Source organism: Cytobacillus oceanisediminis 2691 (assembly GCF_007678455.1).
In the GTDB taxonomy this organism is placed as follows: Bacteria; Bacillota; Bacilli; order Bacillales; family Cytobacillaceae; genus Mesobacillus; species Mesobacillus oceanisediminis_A.
On sequence record NZ_VEEP01000003.1, the window covers coordinates 366,375 to 385,022 of the forward strand.

Annotated in this window: 20 protein-coding genes; 4 read left to right on the top strand and 16 right to left on the bottom strand. The window is 42.1% G+C overall.

Annotated features, from left to right (window positions below):
* The first annotated feature begins 77 nt into the window (after positions 1 to 77).
* The gene (locus tag FS736_RS08275; RefSeq protein ID WP_144475902.1) at positions 78 to 1,490 is read left to right on the top strand and encodes a LysM peptidoglycan-binding domain-containing protein; all 1,413 of its coding nucleotides are present in this window, start codon (positions 78 to 80) and stop codon (positions 1,488 to 1,490) included.
* Positions 1,491 to 1,532: 42 nt separating this feature from the next.
* Here FS736_RS08275 and FS736_RS24240 read toward each other — a convergent pair whose 3' ends face one another.
* From FS736_RS24240 to FS736_RS08300, 5 genes are all read right to left on the bottom strand, one after another.
* Entirely contained in the window at positions 1,533 to 1,709 is a 177-nt protein-coding gene (locus tag FS736_RS24240) for a hypothetical protein (RefSeq protein ID WP_186326724.1), read from the bottom strand.
* A 534-nt stretch (positions 1,710 to 2,243) separates the two neighbouring features.
* Complete coding sequence (locus tag FS736_RS08285; RefSeq protein ID WP_144475903.1) at positions 2,244 to 3,224, bottom strand: ABC transporter permease; 981 nt, start codon at positions 3,222 to 3,224, stop codon at positions 2,244 to 2,246.
* Entirely contained in the window at positions 3,217 to 4,128 is a 912-nt protein-coding gene (locus tag FS736_RS08290) for an ABC transporter ATP-binding protein (RefSeq protein ID WP_144475904.1), read from the bottom strand. Before FS736_RS08290 ends, FS736_RS08285 begins: the two co-directional genes overlap by 8 nt.
* 12 nt (positions 4,129 to 4,140) lie before the next feature.
* The gene (locus tag FS736_RS08295; RefSeq protein WP_260983560.1) at positions 4,141 to 4,923 is read right to left on the bottom strand and encodes an SGNH/GDSL hydrolase family protein; all 783 of its coding nucleotides are present in this window, start codon (positions 4,921 to 4,923) and stop codon (positions 4,141 to 4,143) included.
* Positions 4,924 to 5,075: 152 nt separating this feature from the next.
* The gene (locus FS736_RS08300) at positions 5,076 to 5,588 is read right to left on the bottom strand and encodes a cell wall hydrolase (protein ID WP_144475905.1); all 513 of its coding nucleotides are present in this window, start codon (positions 5,586 to 5,588) and stop codon (positions 5,076 to 5,078) included.
* Between the two features lie 311 nt (positions 5,589 to 5,899).
* Here FS736_RS08300 and FS736_RS08305 point away from each other — a divergent pair, with 311 nt between their 5' ends.
* The gene (locus FS736_RS08305; protein WP_186326725.1) at positions 5,900 to 7,201 is read left to right on the top strand and encodes a M14 family zinc carboxypeptidase; all 1,302 of its coding nucleotides are present in this window, start codon (positions 5,900 to 5,902) and stop codon (positions 7,199 to 7,201) included.
* 40 nt (positions 7,202 to 7,241) lie between these two features.
* Here FS736_RS08305 and FS736_RS08310 read toward each other — a convergent pair whose 3' ends face one another.
* Entirely contained in the window at positions 7,242 to 7,604 is a 363-nt protein-coding gene (locus tag FS736_RS08310) for a hypothetical protein (RefSeq protein WP_144475907.1), read from the bottom strand.
* A 139-nt stretch (positions 7,605 to 7,743) separates the two neighbouring features.
* Between FS736_RS08310 and FS736_RS08315 the strand changes: the two genes are divergently transcribed.
* Positions 7,744 to 8,706, top strand: a complete 963-nt coding sequence (locus FS736_RS08315; RefSeq protein WP_144475908.1) for a M20/M25/M40 family metallo-hydrolase — start codon at positions 7,744 to 7,746, stop codon at positions 8,704 to 8,706.
* Positions 8,707 to 8,972: 266 nt separating this feature from the next.
* On the opposite strand, the gene FS736_RS08320 is transcribed toward FS736_RS08315, so the two are convergent.
* The 4 genes from FS736_RS08320 to FS736_RS08335 form a co-directional block, all read right to left on the bottom strand.
* Entirely contained in the window at positions 8,973 to 9,329 is a 357-nt protein-coding gene (locus FS736_RS08320; RefSeq protein WP_144475909.1) for a DUF952 domain-containing protein, read from the bottom strand.
* A gap of 98 nt (positions 9,330 to 9,427) precedes the next feature.
* Complete coding sequence (locus FS736_RS08325; RefSeq protein ID WP_144475910.1) at positions 9,428 to 10,102, bottom strand: SMI1/KNR4 family protein; 675 nt, start codon at positions 10,100 to 10,102, stop codon at positions 9,428 to 9,430.
* A 336-nt stretch (positions 10,103 to 10,438) separates the two neighbouring features.
* On the bottom strand, positions 10,439 to 11,119 hold the full coding sequence (locus FS736_RS08330) for an HAD family hydrolase (RefSeq protein WP_395883506.1): 681 nt from the start codon (positions 11,117 to 11,119) through the stop codon (positions 10,439 to 10,441).
* 160 nt (positions 11,120 to 11,279) lie between these two features.
* A complete protein-coding gene (locus FS736_RS08335; protein WP_144475911.1) occupies positions 11,280 to 11,546 on the bottom strand; it encodes a DUF1450 domain-containing protein in 267 nt (88 codons plus the stop codon).
* Between the two features lie 257 nt (positions 11,547 to 11,803).
* Here FS736_RS08335 and FS736_RS08340 point away from each other — a divergent pair, with 257 nt between their 5' ends.
* A complete protein-coding gene (locus tag FS736_RS08340; protein WP_144475912.1) occupies positions 11,804 to 12,559 on the top strand; it encodes a DUF3891 family protein in 756 nt (251 codons plus the stop codon).
* 37 nt (positions 12,560 to 12,596) lie between these two features.
* Here the strand turns inward: FS736_RS08340 and FS736_RS08345 are convergent, their stop codons facing one another.
* The 6 genes from FS736_RS08345 to FS736_RS08370 form a co-directional block, all read right to left on the bottom strand.
* Entirely contained in the window at positions 12,597 to 12,968 is a 372-nt protein-coding gene (locus FS736_RS08345) for a DUF3899 domain-containing protein (protein WP_186326726.1), read from the bottom strand.
* Between the two features lie 103 nt (positions 12,969 to 13,071).
* Complete coding sequence (locus FS736_RS08350) at positions 13,072 to 14,709, bottom strand: peptide ABC transporter substrate-binding protein (RefSeq protein ID WP_144475914.1); 1,638 nt, start codon at positions 14,707 to 14,709, stop codon at positions 13,072 to 13,074.
* Between the two features lie 29 nt (positions 14,710 to 14,738).
* The gene (locus tag FS736_RS08355) at positions 14,739 to 15,728 is read right to left on the bottom strand and encodes an ABC transporter ATP-binding protein (protein WP_144475915.1); all 990 of its coding nucleotides are present in this window, start codon (positions 15,726 to 15,728) and stop codon (positions 14,739 to 14,741) included.
* Positions 15,725 to 16,744 carry an ABC transporter ATP-binding protein gene (locus FS736_RS08360; RefSeq protein ID WP_144475916.1) on the bottom strand — a complete coding sequence of 340 codons (1,020 nt, stop codon included), beginning with the start codon at positions 16,742 to 16,744 and terminating at the stop codon, positions 15,725 to 15,727. Before FS736_RS08360 ends, FS736_RS08355 begins: the two co-directional genes overlap by 4 nt.
* Before the next feature lie 12 nt (positions 16,745 to 16,756).
* On the bottom strand, positions 16,757 to 17,701 hold the full coding sequence (locus tag FS736_RS08365) for an ABC transporter permease (protein ID WP_144475917.1): 945 nt from the start codon (positions 17,699 to 17,701) through the stop codon (positions 16,757 to 16,759).
* Between the two features lies 1 nt (position 17,702).
* The gene (locus FS736_RS08370) at positions 17,703 to 18,629 is read right to left on the bottom strand and encodes an ABC transporter permease (RefSeq protein ID WP_144475918.1); all 927 of its coding nucleotides are present in this window, start codon (positions 18,627 to 18,629) and stop codon (positions 17,703 to 17,705) included.
* Between the last annotated feature and the right edge of the window lie 19 nt (positions 18,630 to 18,648).

Here is an 18,648-nt window from a genome sequence, read left to right on the forward strand (position 1 = left end):
ATCACCTTTTTAAAAATAGGACATCTTTTCTCGGCATATCTTGATAAAAGGTACAAATAATTGGGAGGTGATTTACTGTGAATATACATGTCATTAAACCTGGGGACAGTCTATGGAGAATTGCACAGGGATACCAAACAACAATCAACCAAATCGTTTCAGCAAATGAACTTGATAATCCTAATGTATTAGTAGTCGGGCAATCGCTTGTGATACCCGAGAATAACCGGGAATATGTCGTCCAGCAGGGTGACAGCTTATGGTCCATCGCCTCCCGTTACGGGGTTACTCTCCAGGAACTCGCAAGCTACAATAATATAACGGATCCATCATTGGTGTTTGTTGGCCAGTTGCTTAAAATGCCTTATTTTTCACACAGGATTCAGGCTGGGGAGACCCTCTGGGCAATTGCACAGAGATATGGAGTGACGGTCAACCAGATTTCAGAGGCTAATAATATTTCGAATCCCTCTCTTATTTATACAGGGTATGTTCTGAGAATTCCCGCACCTGCAAAACCAGTAATCGAGGTTAATGCCTATATAACCAGGATGAGTGAAGCAGGAAGTCTAACTATCTTAAAATATGGCTCCCTTTTTACCTATCTATCGCCTTTTTCCTATAAGGTGAGTGAAAGCGGTGAATTGATTGAACTGCAGGATGCAAGAGTTCTTCAGGCTGCAAAAAGGACCAACACTTCCTCTCTGCTGACAATCACAAATGAAGCGGATGGGGCTTTCAATTCAGACCGGGCGGCTGCCATCCTGCGCAACCCAGCTGTTCAGGATACTATTTTGACCAATGTCCTTGCAGAAATGAGAGAAAAGGGCTATTCAGGACTGAATATTGATTTCGAGTACGTGTATCCCGAGGACCGGCAAAACTACAATGATTTTCTGCGAAAGGCTGTTGCCCGCATGCATCCCGCCGGTTTTACCGTCTCCACTGCCCTGGCTCCGAAACAAAGAGCCGACCAGCAAGGGTTGCTGTATGAAGCCCACGATTATAATGCACATGGACAAATTGTTGATTTTGTCATCATCATGACGTATGAATGGGGCTGGTCTGGAGGCAGGCCATGGGCAATTGCGCCGATAAACGAAGTGAAGAAAGTCTTGGATTATGCAGTCACAGCCATTCCGCGTAAAAAAATCCTGATGGGTGTGCCTTTGTATGGCAGGGACTGGAACATTCCGTGGGAGCAGGGAACTTACGCGAAGACACTGAGTCCAAAAGGAGCAGTTGAACTTGCCGCACAGCAGGGAGTGAACATACAGTTCAACGAACAGTATCAATCCCCCTTCTTCCGCTATACAGACACAAACGGACAGCAGCATGAAGTATGGTACGAAGACGCAAGAAGCGTACAGGCGAGATACGATACGGTAAAAGAATACGGACTGCGAGGTGTGAGCTACTGGGTACTAGGGCCTTCTTTTCCGCAGAATTGGCCTGTGCTGCAGAACAACTTTAGGGTGAGGAAGCTATAAAAAATACAGCAGAATCCTGCGATTTTGGAATCGCAGGATTTTTTAAATGCCATCAAATATGGATCTCGCAAGGAACCTGAACAAATAGAATACCAGCCGGAATGGAAGGAGAATCAACTCCGGAATATAAAAAAGTACATCAAAAACAAAATCCACAAAAGTATAACTGCCGTTCTGCTTCTTCTTTCTTCTCTTTTCCGTCCGTTTTTCTACAAACATACCAGGTCCCCCTGTCATTTCACTTAACATAGCACACATTAGAAATTATTTTTCCGGGATACTGAATAAATGCTTTGATTTCCGTCATACACTTCGATTTCGGGTACCTAATTTTAACGCATAACTCTTCATTGGCTTGGATTTCTTTCTTACATACCTAGCATGTTGTGTTTTCATTCAAATTTTATACGATTTTTAAGCGAGAAAGTTTCAGCCTATTATTAAAATCAAGCTGAAGAAACCCAACTAGTATTATAACTGTTTCAACTGGTATTAAATCTGATGCAACTGGTATTATATTTACTCCAACTGGTATTAACGCTGCCAAAATCCATATTGATCTCTTTCCACTCCTAAAAATCCTTTCAACCGTCGATAAAATAACTGCAACCGTCGAAAAATGCTGTCCAACCGTTAAAAAAACTGCGACAACCGTTCATATTTTGTCTCTAACCGTTAAATATCTCTCAATCAAAGCCAAAACAATCTCCAATTGTTAAAACCCTGACCAATTCCGGCCAGGGTTTTAGAATTTTAATATATATCCTGCCTGATAAAGACCCCAAATGAAACAATCAAGGCCGCTAATCCCCACACAGCCAGCACCACAAGTGAAAAGCCCAGCGACATTCCTTCGATTGGCGGTGCCTGGCCGGACAGGTAGCCTGTCAGATTCAGATTGATCATGAACAGGTATTTTGCCGATTCCCAGGATGAGACCATATTACTAAGGATTGCTCCGGATATAAGTGCTGCGAGCATGACACCCATTCCGGCTGGTGTATTCCTGATCAAAACGGACAGCATGAAGGTGATCGTGCCGACAATCAGCGCCACAAACCACACAAGGCTGAATTCCATCAGTAGATACTGCCACTGGGGAATCATCTGGACTGCGTTCGTGTTCAGTTCATTCCCTTCAACACTGAACCCGGTGATCACAGGGGCTGACCATCCTTGATAACCAAATATTAGCCCGGATATCAAATATGAGAGCACTCCAAACAGGACAACGATGATTGAGACGGATAGAATCAATGCGATGTATTTGCTCATCAGGATCTTCCAGCGCTTCACCGGCCGTGTCAGCAACAGCTTTACCGTGCCTGCTGTCCGCTCAGATGATACGATATCTGCCGCGACAACCATGATCATCAATGGAAGGAACAGGTTGATCGAATGCTCGGCGAACATCCTCGCGAAGCTTGGTGCACCAGGCTCCATCGGGTTCACATTTTTATCGAGATAATATTGTTGCTGCTGGATCCGCAGCAGCAGCTCGCTTTTCCACTCGTCTGAAATCCCGCTGCTCGTGATCCTGTTTTGCGTATCAATGATTTGCTGCTGCAAGGTCGTCCGCCAATCCACATCCCCGAAACGCTCAAGCCGCCTTTCAATTTCCCTGTATTGGGAATAGGTGAAAAGCGCCACAAGAACCGCGATGATTCCAGCGACTATCAGGATTCTCTTTTTGCGGACGATTTTAAGCATTTCATTCCTGACGAGGCTAATCAATCGATTCACCTCCAGTCAACTCAAGGAAAAGGTCTTCAAGCGCAGGCAATTTCCTGTTCATTTCGTTTACTTGAACCCCTCTTTCCACTAACATCTGATTCCATTTTGCCGATTGAGTTTCAAGATAAGGGGTGATAATAGCCCCATCCGGGCCGTCCAGTACATCTGTAACACCACTTAAAATCTCTTTAGCAGTCTCCCGGGGTTCTGCCTGCCAGATAATTTTTTCCTGCAAAGCCAAAAGGTTTTCTACATAATCGACTTTAATCACCGAACCCCTCGAAATAATGGCGACACGGTCACACATCAGCTGGATTTCACTTAACAGATGGCTTGATACAAGAACAGTCAACCCTTCTTCCTCAGCGAGATAACGGATAAAATTCCGCATTTCCCTTATGCCCATCGGATCAAGGCCATTTGTCGGCTCATCAAGGATTAACACCTTCGGCTTGCCAAGCAAGGCCTGGGCAATTCCAAGGCGCTGCCGCATCCCGAGGGAATATGTTTTAACAGGGTCATGAATCCTCTCTTCAAGACGAACTAGTTCGACAACATAATCCATATAGGCACGATCAACATCTGGCAGCATCCTCGCAAAATGCTCAAGATTCTCCCAGCCTGTCAAATAGGAATAGAGTTCGGGATTTTCCACGATACAGCCCATCTGCGCCATTGCTTTTGTGAAATTCTTCCTGACATTATAACCGCCAATTTCAATTGTTCCGGCACTTGGTTTGATCAAACCGACAAGCATGCGGATGGTCGTCGTTTTGCCCGCTCCGTTGGGCCCAAGGAACCCAAAGACTTCCCCTCTTTTCAAATCAAAGTCGATTCCTTTGATGATCTCTTTTTTGCCGATTGTTTTTCTCAGCCCTTTTACAGACAGCGTAATCTCACTCATCCTTCTCCCCCCTTACCATGTAATCAAAGACGCGATCCGTTCCGCAATCAGCCTGTACCCCTCTGCATTCGGATGGAATTTATCTGTGTACAAATAGTCGTTGACACTCAACTGGAATAAGTCGAAGGTAGGCACATAAAGAGCCTTCTTCTTCTCATCAAGAAGTTTATTTGTATCGTAATTCCAGTCACGGACAATTTTCGTCGTTACCGCTGAATCATTTAAATCGATGAATGGATTATACAAGCCAATATGGAAAATGACTGATGAATCATTCAAGCTCCGCAATTCTGTCAGGATGGAATCAAGATTTTTTAAATATTCTTCCTTCGCCAGGGTTATTTTCTGTTCATCCATCTGTAAAATCGTTTGTCCGCTCTGGAACAGATCATTGCCGCCAATCGTAATCAGTATATAATCTGCATCCTGGACTTTCCGCCGGATTTCGCCCTGCTTCAGCTGTTCAAGCAGTTGATTTGAACGATAACCTTTGACTCCATAGTTATGTATTGAAATTTTCTCATTTGATTTTTCTTCTAACTCTTCGACAAGATAACCAATATAACCCTTGCCTGTGTCATCCCCGGTTCCCCGTGTCAGTGAATCTCCGAGGGCAACAATGACCTTGGCGTCTTGATCTGATGGTTTATCCTCAACCGGCTTTGCCTGCTCAATGGCACCAGTTGAACCTTTGCTGAAAAATTGATTTTGAATTGTCCAGCCGAGACCAAACAGCATTATGATCAATGAAAGCACTGAAAAAAACAGTGTTATACCAACAGAATATTTTTTCACCTAAACATCCCTCGTTCCACTAATTGGTAAGGTTTATTTTATAATAATTTTCCCGTTATTAAAAATGATAATACTGTGGCAGATGTGCTGGCAGTGGCTTCCTCTCTTTTAAAAAGCAAAAAAGCGCGCAGCATTTTATGCTGTACGCGCTTTTAGATGGCAAATGCATGTTTCCCTATTGTTTTCACGACATCACGAGTGAAAATCCATTTGCTTGTTGCAGTTTCTGGATTATAAAAATACAGGCAATCAATTCCATTCTCATTTTCCAGTGCATCTTCAACTGCTTTGATTGCTTCTTCGTTTGCAGGTTTATTGATTGCACCATTTTGGACCGGTTGGAATGCGTTTCGTTGGTATATGACTTCTTTTACGGTATCAGGAAATTGTTCGTTCTCCACTCGATTCAGGACAACTTCCGCCACAGCCACCTTGCCTTCATATGGCTCACCTTTTGCCTCTGCATGGACAAGGCGTGCAAGAAGCTTGACTTCCTCTTCCTTAATGAAGCGTTTATCCGTGACCGAAGACTCCTTGACGACAACATCCACCTTTTTCGTTTTCAATGTATCCGCCTGAATGGTTTTTGTTGATTCTGCAGCATAAACTGTATATGAACCAATTACTAATGTAAGGATTGAAACCAGCATAAGTATTTTTTTCATTGTAAACCTCCTGTTTGGTTTATTAGACTCCACAGGCCCTTTAATAGGCTAACAGGCTTACAATCATATCACACTAGTGAATCAATGGGTTAAGCCTTAACTTATACCAAGAAGGGTAAAAACTGTATCTATTATTACGGGATTATGCTTCCTCGTAAACTTTGTTACAATTTTTTAATGCTTATATCTAATTTCCTATCTATTTCGTAAGTCTAAATAACTGTTTTTCTAAAAATTCAGAATAAATATTTTTTACTATCACACTTCATGTTAAGATGTTGGAAACTATTAACAAAGTGGAGGATGATAGAATGAAAAAGAAAAAAGCACTAGGTTACATACTTACAAGCGGTTTAATCTCTGCTTCTCTGCTGGGCACAACAGTCACAAGTTTCGCAGACTCAACGACAACTCCAAATGGTCCATGGGTTCAGGATGAACAGAATCTGTCTTTTGAAAGCCTTATGTCAAATGAGCAACTGGAAAAAAAACTAATACAGATAGAAAAAACCTCCCAGGGCAGGATGGTCCTGGAGCAGTTCGGTACGTCTAATGACGGCTATCCGTTATACGTCAGCAAATTCGGTGACAATGATACGAGCAAAAAGCGGGTATTAATTTATACTCAGATCCATGGCAATGAAACACTTGGCACCGAGGCAGCTGTTGAATTAATGCAAAAGCTGGCAGCTGGCGGACAAGAAGCGGATAAAATTCTGGAAAAAGTCAGTGTCTGGTTTGTTCCGCGGATCAATCCGGACGGTACTGCCAATCTGTATGAAGGCAAGCCGTTCCCAACTCGATACTCCCATCAAACATGGAACCCAGAGGAACTTGGCCTCCCTTCCGGAACGAAAGCCCCTTGGTATTATAATGCGGAAGGAAGCGAACGAGGACAAAACAACGAAGGAAAAATTGTCTATGGAATCCCTGGTTTTGACCTAAATCGAGATTTTCATCCAAACTATGATTTTGACGTAACTGAAGAGATCAGCAAGGATCCGGCCAAAGTAGCAAGTATTTTAAATGAAAGAGGCACAAACAATGGTTCCCAGGCATCACTTGTCTTCTCTCCTGAAACACGTGCATTGACAAAACTTGTCAAGGAACTAAATCCAGACGTGGCCATCGACTTGCATCACCGCGGATTCAATCGCTTGTCTGAAGATGACAGCCGTTCCGTATCCATACAGCTACTCGCGCAATTCACGACCAAGCCATACACAGATCCTTTCAGCGAGAAAACTTATGACCTGGACCCTGAAGTATTGGAATTAAGCAAGAAAGTAAATGCAGTGGCATATGAATCCTTGCAACGAGGCAATTCATCTTACGGAGCCATTCAAAAATACCCTACGGTCAACTATCCGGGATCGGGTCTTGGCGCCATCCAGCTGAACGGTACAGCAACAATGCTAATTGAAATAAAAGGGCAAACCCAAACCCTTGGCCAAAAACAAAACGGGATGTTAAAGGAAACGGCAAAAGTTCCAGCGATGGCCGTGTTGAACAGCATAGCAGATGGATCAGTTGAAAAAGCGGATCCTGCTGTCTATGATGCTATACCAGAATATGCTCTTCCGGTAAGTCCTGGCGGCGGGCACGACCATTAAGCACAGAAACACCGCACGAGAGTCCCTCCGTGCGGTGTTCCTATTTTGGTTGATGTTCATGACTAAACCACTTCAGACAATGTTTCAAGATATGCATTCGAGCGGTCAAAATAAATAGATCATCAGAGTTATTTTCAACATAGCGTTCGATAATACTGAATCCTTTACTGAACCTGCCCACCAGCAATAAAGTGTATTTTTCATCCCAATCAAACGTATTGATCCTTTTCAGTTCAGCAGCCAGCAATTGAAATTTATACTCTTCTACCCATGACCTGACCTGATACAATTTATCGTGATTTAAAATCAATCCGGATTTCTCCTGATAGCATTTTTGAACAAAGTCGGAAAAACCCCTTATTTGATTAGCCAATAGATTGGCTTTTTGCATTTTAAATTTCAAGTTTTCCCCTCCCTCAAAACAAAATATGCTTTTTGCCGCAAATTTATACAAATCTAGGAAAATAGTCCGTTTTGATATGAATGTAGTTAATTTATAATTATGCGTATTGTTGTATTTTTATATAAAAGGAGGAAATTCTATGAAGAAGTCCATTTGGTCCATTCTAGCTGCTTTCGTACTGTTATTCTCTGCCACAGGAAGCGCCTGGGCGTATGCCCCGTCTTTCGTACATAAGTCTGGAACACTCGCCTACGAACATACCAAGTACTTATCTGAAGAAATAGGCAGCCGAGTGACAGGTACCGAGGGAGAAAGTTTGGCAAAAGAATATATTAAGAAACAATTTGAAGATACGGGTTACAACCCTGATGTACAGGAGTTTTCTTTTACAAAGAGGGGTACATCGCTCTCATCCTCAAATGTGATTGCAATCAAACAAGGTCAATCACCTAAACAAATTATCGTTGGCGCTCACTATGATTCAGTTAAGACTGGCAAAGGGGCAGATGATAACGCATCGGGAGTTGGAGTGATGCTCGAAGCAGCACAGGTCCTGCAAAAGGTATCAACTCCATATACCATCGTCTTCATCGCTTTCGGAGCTGAGGAAGGCGGTTTGAATGGTTCAAATTATTATGCAAGCCAGATGACAGCAGCCGAAATTGACAATACGATTGGAATGATCAATCTCGACAGTCTTGCTGTTGGCGACAAAATGTATGTCCATGGCGGCGCAGATGATGCAGGTTTTATCAGGGAACAAGCTTTGAACATTGCAGAAAAAAGAAAGCTTGATATCGGCATAAATCCAGGTCTGAATGAACACTATCCGGCAGGAACAACAGGTGACTGGAGCGACCACGCTCCGTTTAATAAGCTTGGTATCCCATTCGCTTACTTTGAATCTACTAATTGGGAGATTGGCGAATTAGATGGCTATGAACAGACGATGGAATATGGCGGTGTCTGGCACACAGAAAACGACACGCTCACTTTCATCGAAACCGCCTACCCAGGCAGAATCCAGGAACGCCTTTACAGCTACAGCCAGGTCCTGTCAGAGCTACTTAAACATTTTGATAAAACCAGCACATCTAAATAGGATAAGAAAACTGCTCGGGTAAGATTCAAAACCGTTCCGTTTTAAGGTGCATATCTACTAAATGACAATGAAAATGGCGTGCAAACTGACATCAGTTTTGACACGCCATTTTTCTAATTTAATATATTTTCAGTCCTGAAATATAATTGATCTTTTTAGACATAAGCACATTTTTATTTCATTCTTTAACATTCTTGCCCCGTTTATTTAATAACAGATCGGATAAAATGGCCTTTAATCCTCTCATGATCAAACTACCGCTTAGCTTAAACAGAAATATGTTGTTCCAATTCTTTGTTTAGAATAAAATCCCCTTGATCGTTTTTTAGAAACGGCAACACTGAATCAACTGAATCAACATTTAATTCACCATAAATATGTGGATATTTTCTACCACTATTTTCATCATCTTCCCATTTAATATCTGCTTCAACTTTTCTAGAGTCAATGCAAAGAAGCAACAGAGGTTCATCAATATCTTTAAAGTTAGGAGCAACTCTCCAAAAATTTCCAATAGAAGAACAGTGAATAAAACCAAAAGCCTCAATTGATTCTTTGCCGTAATAGGAGTTTTCCTTAATTTTATCCCAATTACTTTTGGTCAAACAATGCAAAATAATCATCTTTTCGCCTCCTTTGTAATTTAATTAAAAAACTCTTTTGAAAAAAAGACATTTTAAGCATCTCTAATCTGGTACATGCTCTATCCTTAGTTGAAAAGTCAAAGGAATTCTAGTTTTAATTTTAAATCTCCCAATTCCTCAATTAATTTCTTTGCCTTACCATAAGGAATTTCCTGTGTAAGTACAAATGGTAAACTTTTAGACATCTTAAGTAATTCAGATGTAGACATATTTAATCCCAATATCGCTTTAATTTTAATTAAGTCTCTTAATCCTCCGTCTTGAATGTTTACTACAACTATTTTACAATTTTCTGACCAATCAATATTTGAAGATGTTTCTTTTAAATCAATTCTCAAACCAATATTAACCCATTCATTTAGATTTGTTGAAATTAATTCTGCATGATCAGGAATCATGTCTCCAGAATCTACAATTAATATTTCCTCTTTATCACTCAGTGACAACAGAAAAACTCTTCCACCACTATCATCTCCGATAGAGATAAAACCAGGCGCATACTCCTCTGTTTCCCATGCTTCATTACGTTCAAGAATGTCATCAGTACCATAAATGATTATTCCCTCATTAGTTACTAAACCATTAGAAGCTCGTAATAATTCTTTATATGGAATGGGAAGTGTAGTATTTAACCTTTTTTCTACTATTTCAATATCAATATCAGTAGCTGCAGGGCTTAAAATTAAACCACTAACACCATTTAGATTCAAGACCAACGCACCTGCTTTTATAAAAATTATTGTTCTTTTCATAGTCAGCACCATATTCCAAGTTTGACTAACTGCTTCACAAAATATTATTTATTAAGCGAATTATCAATCTTGGTATAAACATTAAGATGTTCCAAACGACCTCACCAATTAGTTCAATTAGGGTATCTTTAAAAAAGCCGCCTCTATTTCTTTTTTTATTTTTCATTTTTTAGCTCCCTATTAATCACTCTTTATTGAACAATTCTTATTTGGAACAATACTACCTATTTATTCAATTTCTTTTTATGCTATCCTGCCCCGTCTCCTAATATAGTTACTAATTATTAAACTAACAAGCCCTTAATTTCAATAAGAAAAAGCCACCTGATTCGGCAGCTAGTCAACCTTAACTCCACTTAACCTTTTTGAAAAAGAAGAAATGAAATCATTTATACTCCTATAAACTTCATCTGGCTGGACATTAAATTCGGCAGTCTGATAATTTGGCAGCCATTGAACTCCAACCGTAAGTACATTCGCTTTTTTACCGGCAAGAATATCAGCGTCGCTATCTCCCAGGAAAACAGCCTCGTTTGGTAACACGTCTAGAAATTCCAATGCCTTATAAATTCCCTCTGGGTGAGGTTTAGGAAACTCGACATCATCGCCTGTAATGATTACATCAAAAAATTCATTTAACCCTAGATAATCTAAAGATATGTCGAGACTTCTTCTTGCTTTCCCGGTCACTATCCCAAGTTTATACCCGTTTGCTTTTAATCTTCTAAGTAAAGTGTTTATATCCTCATTATTCTGAACGAGATTTTCATGTCGATCTCGATATATTTCATAATATAATTCAATAGCTTCATCATAATTATTATTATTAAGGTTTTCACGGATAATTCCAGTCTCTGAGGGTCCGAACATTGCCTTAATTTCCTCCGAGTTAACCTCACGATTATCAAATTGCCTAAACACAGATTCAAATGCCACGAAACATACCGGTAATGTATCAGCAAGTGTACCATCAAAGTCAAAAATCACTGCTTTAATAACAATCACATCCTTTTCCAATACATTACATGTTCTACATTGTGTAATTATTTTCCTTCTTCAACATTACTGGCGGGCATAAAAGGAAAAATGGCGTGGACAATTTCCACGCCATTTGTTGTGCCATTTTCGCTATATTCATTTAATCTTGGAACGGTTTATCAATGTCCCTAAGCAGTTTTCAATCTAAATATTGAGCCATTTTCTTAAGCAATTCACCGGAATTATTTGCAGTCACAAACTCCCCATCCACCATCGCATACGGAGACAACCGGCATTCCTTACATCTGCTTTGGCATTCGAACTCCTTATAATTCACATTTTTGCGACTCAAAAACTCATTATATTCAGCGTAATTTTCTTCTTTTAAAAACTGCTCTAAATTTCGCTGGCAAAATTCAATCTTCACTTTCTTTTGTTTTGAAAAAAGCTTTTGAATTACATTCATATGAGAAACTTCCTTTTCTAAAAAAGTCTAGTTGCCAAAAGGAGTATACAGTGATTGATTATTAAAATAGGCTTCTTTATTAGTAGTATAAACAAGCACAGTAACATATGCCTTATTATAGGATCAAAATAGACAGGGAATATACTTCAATAACACTAACACGAGCATCTTATCCATAAAAAGTATATCATTATTTTTGATATACCATAAACACTTAAATTTTAGTAGTTTTCCAAATAAATTAAGGGGAGAATGATATGATCATTCACGAACGGGAAAAGGATTTTATCATGGTTGCCCAGCATGACCATGCCAGGATTTCTATGGAAACGGCTATAAATTGGAGAGATGATTATTTTGAGGGGTTAGACAGAAAGGACTCTGTGGTTCTCGCTGTTCGAGAGCATGATCGATGTTGGATTGAACCTGACAAAGACCCATTATGGAACGAACAAACAGAGCAGCCCTATTCATTCATGGATTACCCGGGCAGCCCAAAGCTTGACTTTTACAAAAGAGGGATCGATGAAGTCGTGCAAATGGATCCATACGCCGGCTTACTATGCAGCCTCCACTATGCCTCCTTCCTTGAAGATGCGACAAGCACGATAGGAAAGAATTTTTGGAACGAGGAAAAACAAAGACAGGAGTTCTTGCTGAAAGACTTAAGGATTACACATGACCCGGTCCTCACTTTCCATTTAAATCTATTAAAATTCTGCGATAATCTCTCATTGTACATTTGCCTCAATGAACCTGGAACGCCAAAAGAACTTGAGCATTATTTTTACCGGGATGGGTTTCCGCAGCGATTCTCATTTGCTGGGGAAAAACCAATCCACGCCAATTGGTTAGACAAGGGAACTGTCACCCTTTCAATTTCGCCATTTAAAAGACCACTTAAGGTTAAGCTTCCCTATAAGTCTGTTGCCAAAGAGCAAATCATAACATCCGGTCTGTCTGCTGCCTACAATAAAAGCGCCCTTTTACAAAGGGAAGTTAACTTTGTTTAAAACGAAAAAGACCGCTTTTTACTAAAGCTAGTCAGGGTTAATAATATACAATTAATGTTAAAAGAGAGACAGTGACTGAACTTAACCCGAAAAAGAATGCACCAATAAGAATTCTCCCGTAAAGATTGCCTTTGAACTCTTTTAACTTTTCATTGTCTGCTGCCCTTTCGTCTTCACGTTCCATTGCTCTTGATTTTGGGGATATAAATGATCCGAGTTTATTGAAACCATTCATGAACAAAGACAGAAATCCAGTTTTCAAAATCAGGAAGGCCGCTGCCACTAACAAGGATATAATACCAACCATGAATGACCGATCGATGACTTCCCGCCACGAGAGTGAAAGAACTGGTTTTGCTAACAGCCATGCCAGCATGATGAATAGAAAGGCGGTTATTTTCTTTCCCATTGTCATCCTCCTTATTCGATAAAATTGTATGGCAGGAAAAAACAGGGGGCTGTTTTTTCCTGCCATATCACAAAATAGTTACGGAATATACATAGTCAGTGTTTTACTCAGATACCTTCTTTGCCCACTTAACGTTAGGATAACGGTTATATGGGTAGACAAGGCCCTCAAAATTAGGGGATGTCAGGTATGTGTTCGTATAATGATACACAGGAACAAATGGAAGTTCATCCATCAGCACATCTTCTGCCTGGCGCAGTAAGTCAAAGTGCTTCGCTGGATCCTGTTCAGCTTTTGCCTGGTCCATAAGGCTATCGTATTTTTCATTTCTCCATTCTGTACGGTTATTCGGGCTGTCTCCAAGGAAGTAATCAAGGATGACTGCCGGGTCAAGCAGAACGCCGATCCAGCCCATGCGCGCCATCTGGAAGTTACCCTGGTCCGTAGTATCAAGGTAAGTCTTCCATTCCTGGTTAGCCAATTTGATATCCACTCCAAGATTCTTCTTGTACATTTCCTGGACAGCTTCTGCAATTTTCTTGTGGTTTTCAGCAGTGTTATACAAAAGCGTTACTTCCGGAAGAGTGGACCAGCCTTCTTCTGCCATTCCTTCTTCTAAAAGCTTTTTCGCTTCTTCGATATCTTCTTTAAAGTACTTGCCGCCTTGATCACGGAAATCTCCATCAGGCGTTTCAACACCAGGTGGCACGAATGCGTATGCAGGTGTTTCACCAGCTTTTGTGATATTCTTCGTCAGGGCGTCCCTGTCGATAGCCATTGCGAATGCACGCCGTACTTTTTCATTTGTGAATGGCTCTTTTGTGATATTAAACATGTACATATATGTTCCAAAGTAAGGGACGTTCTTGAAGTCTTTGTTTTCCTTTTCCTGTTCTACTACATCGGATGGAAGAGTGGTTACAAGATCCAGTTCCCCTGTTTTATACATCTGATAATAAGTAGTTGCATCATTAACCATTTTCCAGGTAACTTTTGTAAGATTGATATTTTTGTTGTTATAGTAATGTTCGTTCTTTTCGACCACTACTGAGCTGTCATGCTTCCATGCAGTCATTTTGAAAGGCCCGTTGCTGACATACCCTTCAGCTCCTGCAGCCCAGTCTTTGTTGTTTTCAACCAGGTCTTTTTTAACAGGGTAGAAAGTCCACATTGTTAAAAGTTCTTTGAAATAGCCAAGCGGATCATTCAGTTCGACCACTAAAGTCTTTTCATCAGTTGCCTTTACTCCAACATCTTCAGCAGAACCTTTTCCTTTGTTGAAGTCTTCAGCACCCTTTACGTAATAAAGGTAGAAAGCGAATTGGCTTCCAGTCGCGGGATCAAGTGTACGCTTCCAGCTGTACTCAAAATCTTCAGCGGTTACCGGTGAACCATCAGACCATTTTGCATCATCACGGATGGTAAACGTGTATGTCTTTCCGTCTTCAGATACTTTCACATCTTTTGCTGTACCAAGTACTGGCTTGCCATCCTTGTCCTTTGTGAACAAGCCTTCAAACGTATGATCCAACACCCATCCGGATGTTGTATCTGTTGCCATTGCCGGATCAAGCGCTGGCGGTTCACTCATTGCATTCAATACAAGTTCCTGCTTGATGTCTTTTGTGCTTCCTTTAGAACCCGAATCTGATGAAGTGTTCTTGTTGCCCCCGCCGTAACAGCCGGCTAAAACCGAACTGACAAACATAAGGGCAGCTATCATGGATAGCAGCTTTTTCATTGTTTTTCCTCCTCGAAATTGTCTAGATGTTAGTTATATAGATGGCATGCAACGAAATGGTCCTTTTTGACTTCCCGGAAATCAGGAATTATCTCGGCACAAATAGACATCGCATGCGGGCATCTTGTACGGAAGCGGCAGCCGCTTGGAGGGTTGACCGGGCTCGGGGGATCCCCCTGAAGCACGATCCGCTCCCTTTTCGCGGCACCTGGTTTTGCAACTGGAATTGCAGACATTAGTGCCTGTGTATAGGGGTGAAGCGGTTCAGCGAACAAGTCATTGCTGCTGGCAAGCTCCATCATTTTCCCTAAATACATGACACCGATCCGGTCACTGATATGCTTGACCATTCCCAGGTCATGGGCAATGAACAAATAAGTGAGTCCCTCCTGCTCCTTCAGATCCTCCATAAGGTTGATGACCTGGGCCTGGATGGAAACATCGAGTGCTGAAATTGGTTCATCCGCAACTATGAACTTTGGATTGACCGCAAGTGCCCTCGCAATCCCAATCCGCTGACGCTGCCCTCCGCTGAATTCATGCGGGTATCTTCTTGCATGTTCTGGGCGAAGGCCGACTCGTTCCAGCAAATCATATACACGATTTTGCCTTTCCTGCCCGCGGGCAAGACGATGTGCATCGATTCCTTCCGCAATGATATCGCCTACCCTCATCCTTGGGTTAAGGGATGCGTGCGGATCTTGGAAAATGATTTGCATTTCGCGATTCGCAAGTGCTTTATCCTTTCTATCCATAGTGGATAGATCGACACCGTTATAAAACATGGTTCCTTCTGTAGGGTCTTGAAGACCGACAATGGTTTTTCCCAGAGTCGATTTGCCGCTTCCGGATTCACCCACAAGTCCGAATGTTTCTCCCCTTTTGATTTCAATTGAGATATCATCAACAGATTTAACTGTCTTGTCCTTTTGGATTGTGAAATACTTTTTTAGATTTTCGATTTTAAGAAGCGTATCAGCAGCTGTAGCTTTTGGCTCTTTAATGGTTGCTTCGGTCATGTTGTTTCCCTCCCTGCAGCGACAAGATCTTCGACTTTCGGTGACCTCGGATCGTTCAGCCAGCATCTTGCATAATGCCCTGACTCTGTCTCGAATGCTGGAGGCATGTCCTGAAGGCAAACTTCCATTGCATATTTGCATCTAGGAGCAAAAGGACATCCCGGCGGCGGCGAGAACAAATCCGGAGGCGTTCCTTCAATCGGGATGAGCCGCTCTTTTGCAGAGCTTGTATGATCGGGAATTGATTCCATCAATCCCCATGTGTAAGGATGGCGCGGGTTTTCAAAAAGTTCTTGGACCGTACCGCTCTCGACCATCATTCCTGCATACATGACTATCACTCGTTCAGCTGTTTCTGCCACAACGCCCAAATCATGTGTAATGAGGATAATCGCCGTGTCAGTTTTTTCCTTCAGGTCCCTCATCAGATCAAGAACCTGTGCCTGGATTGTCACATCCAATGCTGTCGTTGGCTCATCAGCAATTAACAGCTCCGGATTGCATGCCAGGGCAATCGCAATCATTGCCCGCTGCCTCATGCCGCCGCTGAATTCATGTGGATACTGGTTATAGCGTTCTTCAGGGTTTGGAATTCCCACGAGGCGGATCATTTCGATTGCCCGCTTTTTCGCCTCCGTTTTTTTCATATTTTGATGGACAAGCAATCCCTCTTCAATTTGTTTTCCAATTTTCATGGTTGGATTGAGAGATGTCATCGGGTCCTGAAAGATCATGCTAATCTTTGAACCTTTCACTTTTTGCATTGCCCGTTTTGATAGTTTTAAGAGATCGTTGCCTTCAAAAAGCACTTCTCCATTTTTGATAATTCCTGGGGGTGTCGGGATCAGCCCCATTAAGGTTTGTACAGTCACGCTTTTACCGCTTCCACTTTCACCAACAATGGCGACAATTTCACCTTTGTCCACATGGAAGGAAACATTTCTGACTGCCTTAACTTCACCGCCGTATGTTTTAAAATTCACTTCGAGGTTGTTTACTTCTAGTAAGTGACTCACAGTTGTTCCCTCCTATTTCCGATTCCTAGGATCCAATGCATCCTGAAGTCCGTCCCCAAAGGCATTAAAGGCAAACATCGTCAGGGAAATCATGAATCCAGGGAAGAATAGCCTCCACCATTGGCCGCTTAAAATGACTCCAAGAGCATCGTTCGCCATCGTTCCCCAGCTTGCAAATGGAGCCTGGACACCTAACCCAAGGAAGCTCAGGAACGATTCTGCGAAGATCGCCTGTGGAATCGTGAAAGTCAGATTAACGATGATGATTCCAAGTGCGTTTGGCAGCAGGTGACGCAGGATGATTTTCGCATGGGAAGTTCCCAGCTTCTCGGCAGCCATGACATATTCCTGCGATTTCAGCTGCAAAATCTGTCCCCTGGTAATGCGGGCCATGCTCACCCACCCTGTAACGGACAGGGCGATAATGATTGATGTCACACCAGGATCCATGATGACCATCAGCAAAATGACGATTAAAAGATAAGGAATTCCATAAAGAATTTCGATTACTCTCATGATGGCGTTATCGACTCGGTCGCCTTTTTTGCTGCGTCCAGCCATGTAGCCGGCAATTCCTCCAATGGTAACACCAAGGATTAGGTCGATCAAGGCGGCAACAAACCCGATTGTCAGGGAGACCCTTGCACCATACCAGGTTCGAGACCACATATCGCGGCCAAGGTCATCTGTTCCAAACCAGTGAGAGCTGGATGGTGCAATATTCCCCTTCATTAAATCCTGGTCGGATGGGCTGTAGGGCACCATCTTCGGGCCAAAGAGCGCGAAGAAAACAATCACTAATAGAAGAGACAAGCCCAGGATGGCCAGTTTGTTTTTCATGATATTGATAAGTGTTTCCTTCCATACGCTCAGTGATGGGCGCTGGATGGGGTCGAGAACTTTCTTTTCTGGAGAAACGGGTACGAATAATTTTCTGTCAAGTTGTTTAGGCTGCATGCTATTTCCCCCCGCTTGTCAATTTAATTCTTGGATCAATCAGTCGGTATGAAATATCAATCAAGAACAGGATCACAACAAGTATGGTACTGAAGAAGATCGTTGTTCCCATGATTACTGGGTAATCCCGGTTAAAGATGCTGTCTACGAAGTATTTTCCCAGGCCAGGGATCGCAAATATTTTTTCTATAACGAATGTTCCTGTAATCAAGACGACTGCCAGCGGCCCGATGAACGTGATGACCGGCAGGATAGCATTGCGGATGCCATGTTTGATGACTAACTGTACGGTAGATAATCCTTTTGCATTTGCGGTCTTAATGTAATTTTGGTTCATGACATCGATCATGCTCGAACGCATGAAGCGAGCGATGACTGCCATCGGCGAAGCAGCCAGGGCAAGAGACGGCAGAATACTATGCTGGAAGCTTCCCCATGACGCTACTGGCAGCATTCGCCATTCCACGGCAAAATATTTGATTAAAAGCGGCGCCAATATGAAGCTTGGCACTGAAATTCCAATAATGGCAATCATCATCGCAAAAAAGTCCAGCGGTTTGTTGTGGTTCAGTGCAGCTATGATTCCCAGGATGAGTCCAAAGAACATTGCGACAGTGAGTGCCTGAATCCCAAGAGTGGCCGATGCCGGCATGCCATCAAGAATGATGTCATTTACGGATCGTGTCTGGGATTTAATTGATGGTCCCAGATCAAACATCATGAGATTTTTCATATAAAGGGCATATTGCACAGGAAGCGGCTCATCAAGGTTGTACTTTGCCCGGATATTTTGCAGAACTTCCTCCGGCAGAACATCTGCATCCGACGCGAATGGATCCCCAGGGATAAATTTCATGATGACAAATGTTAACGTAATGATGACCCAGATGGTCAAAAGCATCGTTAAGAGCCTTTTGACTATGTACATTCCATTCACCTCGTTATTT

What these genes read in the sequence shown, in the direction of transcription:
- FS736_RS24240 (WP_186326724.1), bottom strand. Translation starts at nt 1,709, where the DNA reads ATGTTTGTAGAAAAACGGACGGAAAAGAGAAGAAAGAAGAAGCAGAAC.
- FS736_RS08290 (WP_144475904.1), bottom strand. Translation starts at nt 4,128, where the DNA reads ATGAGTGAGATTACGCTGTCTGTAAAAGGGCTGAGAAAAACAATCGGC.
- FS736_RS08300 (WP_144475905.1), bottom strand. Translation starts at nt 5,588, where the DNA reads ATGAAAAAAATACTTATGCTGGTTTCAATCCTTACATTAGTAATTGGT.
- FS736_RS08305 (WP_186326725.1), top strand. Translation starts at nt 5,900, where the DNA reads ATGAAAAAGAAAAAAGCACTAGGTTACATACTTACAAGCGGTTTAATC.
- FS736_RS08315 (WP_144475908.1), top strand. Translation starts at nt 7,744, where the DNA reads ATGAAGAAGTCCATTTGGTCCATTCTAGCTGCTTTCGTACTGTTATTC.
- FS736_RS08320 (WP_144475909.1), bottom strand. Translation starts at nt 9,329, where the DNA reads ATGATTATTTTGCATTGTTTGACCAAAAGTAATTGGGATAAAATTAAG.
- FS736_RS08325 (WP_144475910.1), bottom strand. Translation starts at nt 10,102, where the DNA reads ATGAAAAGAACAATAATTTTTATAAAAGCAGGTGCGTTGGTCTTGAAT.
- FS736_RS08335 (WP_144475911.1), bottom strand. Translation starts at nt 11,546, where the DNA reads ATGAATGTAATTCAAAAGCTTTTTTCAAAACAAAAGAAAGTGAAGATT.
- FS736_RS08340 (WP_144475912.1), top strand. Translation starts at nt 11,804, where the DNA reads ATGATCATTCACGAACGGGAAAAGGATTTTATCATGGTTGCCCAGCAT.
- FS736_RS08345 (WP_186326726.1), bottom strand. Translation starts at nt 12,968, where the DNA reads ATGGGAAAGAAAATAACCGCCTTTCTATTCATCATGCTGGCATGGCTG.
- FS736_RS08350 (WP_144475914.1), bottom strand. Translation starts at nt 14,709, where the DNA reads ATGAAAAAGCTGCTATCCATGATAGCTGCCCTTATGTTTGTCAGTTCG.
- FS736_RS08355 (WP_144475915.1), bottom strand. Translation starts at nt 15,728, where the DNA reads ATGACCGAAGCAACCATTAAAGAGCCAAAAGCTACAGCTGCTGATACG.
- FS736_RS08365 (WP_144475917.1), bottom strand. Translation starts at nt 17,701, where the DNA reads ATGCAGCCTAAACAACTTGACAGAAAATTATTCGTACCCGTTTCTCCA.
- FS736_RS08370 (WP_144475918.1), bottom strand. Translation starts at nt 18,629, where the DNA reads ATGTACATAGTCAAAAGGCTCTTAACGATGCTTTTGACCATCTGGGTC.